The organism is Brevundimonas sp. (assembly GCF_031082345.1).
Lineage (GTDB): Bacteria > Pseudomonadota > Alphaproteobacteria > Caulobacterales > Caulobacteraceae > Brevundimonas.
The window spans coordinates 1-2061 of sequence record NZ_JAVHLH010000352.1 but is presented as its reverse complement, the minus strand read 5'-3'; the positions used below and the strand labels follow the sequence as shown (position 1 = coordinate 2061).

The following is a 2061-nucleotide window of genomic DNA, read 5'->3' as shown; positions in this document are numbered from 1 at the left end:
GACCCCATTTGATCACTTCGTCCGTTCCGTCGACGGCGCGGACGGCGGCGCGCAGGGTCTCAACCCGCTCGCGCCGCCATCCGTCGAGACCGGCCACCCAGGCGTCGGGAGTCGCCGCGACCGGTCCCATCCGCATCTCAGCCTCCCACGAGGCGGATCGAGGGCGAGGCCTTCACGACGCCGGCTTCGCGTCGGCCGACGGGATGGTGTTGACCATCCACGGCACGCCGAACCTGTCGACCAGGGCGCCAAAGCCCGGCGACCAGAAGGTCTCGGCGAAAGGCATGACCGCCTTGCCGCCTTCCGACAGGGCGTCGTACCAGCGCCGGGCCTCGGTCGCGTTGTCGGTGTGCAGGGTGACGTCGAAGCCGTTCTTGGGCTTGTCGATCCCCGGGGCCCAGTCGACGTCCATGTCGGCGCCCATGATCGCCTGGTCGCCGACCTCCAGCCAGCAGTGCATCAGCCAGTCCCTGTACTTCGGATCGCTGATCGGCATCTCCGGCGGCGCGTCGCCGTAGGGCATGGCGGCGGTGATCTTCCCGCCCAGGACCTTCGCGTAGAATTCGAAGGCCTCGCGGCACTGGCCGCGGAAGCTGAGGCTGGTCACGATCTTCATGGTCTTGCTCCTCGAGCTGGTTGAACCGAACGCCATGACGCCGGGGCGTCGTTACTGATCAGCGCCGCCCGCCGCCAGGAAGGCCTCCAGGCGCTCGAAGGTGCTGGTCCAGCCGTGTTTGTGGCCCGTCAGGCTCTGTTCGGACTTCAGCCCCTCGTGGGTGAAGTCCATCAGGGTGCCGCCGCCCGGCGCGTCGCCGAGCTGAACCGTGACAAGCGTATCCACCGGTGGCCCGTCCTCGTGCGACTCGTCCCATTTGAAGGTGAAGACCAGCCGCTCCTCCGGAACGATCTCGCGGTAGACGCCGCCCTGCCACAGGTCCTGGCCGGTGGCGGGCGAGCGCAGGCAGGCGCGCCATTCGCCCCCGACTCTCAGGTCCTGCGTGGCGCTGACCGCCGGCCATTCGACCGGACCCAGCCACAGCACCATGATCTCGGGGTTCGTCCAGGCCCGCCACACCAGCGCCCGCGGCGCATCGAAATGGCGCTGCATCTTCAGGGTGGGGCGGCTCGCAATACTGTCGACGAAGGTCATGGGCAGGCTCTCGGCGGGGTCCGGTCGCGGCCGGGGAGGGCTCAGTGGGTCTTCAGCAGTTCGGCCAGCTGGTCGGCGCATTGGCCCCAGCCTTCATGGAAGCCCATGGCCTCGTGCTGCTTCATCGTCCCGGCGTTCCAGTGGCGCGCCGTGGCGACATAGTCGGTCTTGCCGTCCTCGCGCGGGGTCAGCTCCACCGTGCCGACCATGAAGGGCTGGCCGGCGGGTCGCCAGTCGGGGGTCAGGGCGTCGGTCGTAATCCAGCGGCGGTTGGGGATCGCCTCCAGGAAGATTCCGCTGTTGGGAAAGCGTTCGCCGTCCGGTCCGTGCATGACGAAGTTGAACACGCCGCCGGGGCGCGGGTCGACCTGCACGTCCGAGATCGTCCAAGGCTTGGGCGCGAACCACTGCTGAAGCAGCTCCGGTGTCATCCACGCCTTCCAGATCTGCTCCGGCGTGGCGTCGAGGACGCGGCGCAGGACCAGGGCATGCTCGTGAGCCACGCCGTCGGTGTGGCAGGGGTTGTTGTCAGTGTCCTGGGCCACGGGGGTCTCCTTTCTGGATCTTCTTGAGGTAGGCGTCGAGGCGGTCGAAGCTGGCGTCCCAGTAGCGGCGGTAGTGCTCCAGCCACTCGGCGACGCCTTTCAGGCCCATCGGCTCCAGTCGGGCCGGGCGCCACTGGGCCTCGCGCCCGCGGCTGATCAGCCCGGCCTTCTCCAGCACCTTCAGATGTTTCGACACCGCCGGCAGGCTCATGTCGAACGGCTCGGCCAGGTCGTTGACGCTGGCCTCGCCCTCGCACAGCCGCGCCAGGATGGCCCGACGGGTCGGGTCGGCGAGGGCGGCGAATTTGGCGCTGAGGGGATCGGTCTGCATGGCTCCGCTCTCATTTAACCTAACAGTTAGATAAG

At 68.2% G+C, this 2061-nt stretch carries 4 protein-coding genes; all 4 read right to left on the bottom strand.

The features are described from left to right. Positions 1-172 precede the first annotated feature (172 nt). The 4 genes from RDU12_RS15195 to RDU12_RS15180 are packed head-to-tail and all read right to left on the bottom strand — an operon-like array spanning position 173 to position 2026. Positions 173-616 (bottom strand): VOC family protein, encoded by a 444-nt coding sequence (locus RDU12_RS15195; protein ID WP_300290599.1) that lies wholly within the window; start codon positions 614-616, stop codon positions 173-175. 51 nt (positions 617-667) lie between these two features. Next, the gene (locus RDU12_RS15190) at positions 668-1150 is read right to left on the bottom strand and encodes an SRPBCC domain-containing protein (protein ID WP_300290597.1); all 483 of its coding nucleotides are present in this window, start codon (positions 1148-1150) and stop codon (positions 668-670) included. Positions 1151-1191: 41 nt separating this feature from the next. After that, entirely contained in the window at positions 1192-1695 is a 504-nt protein-coding gene (locus RDU12_RS15185; RefSeq protein ID WP_300290595.1) for an SRPBCC family protein, read from the bottom strand. Next, the gene (locus RDU12_RS15180; protein WP_300290594.1) at positions 1679-2026 is read right to left on the bottom strand and encodes a helix-turn-helix transcriptional regulator; all 348 of its coding nucleotides are present in this window, start codon (positions 2024-2026) and stop codon (positions 1679-1681) included. The genes RDU12_RS15185 and RDU12_RS15180 overlap by 17 nt, the downstream gene beginning before the upstream one ends. Between the last annotated feature and the right edge of the window lie 35 nt (positions 2027-2061).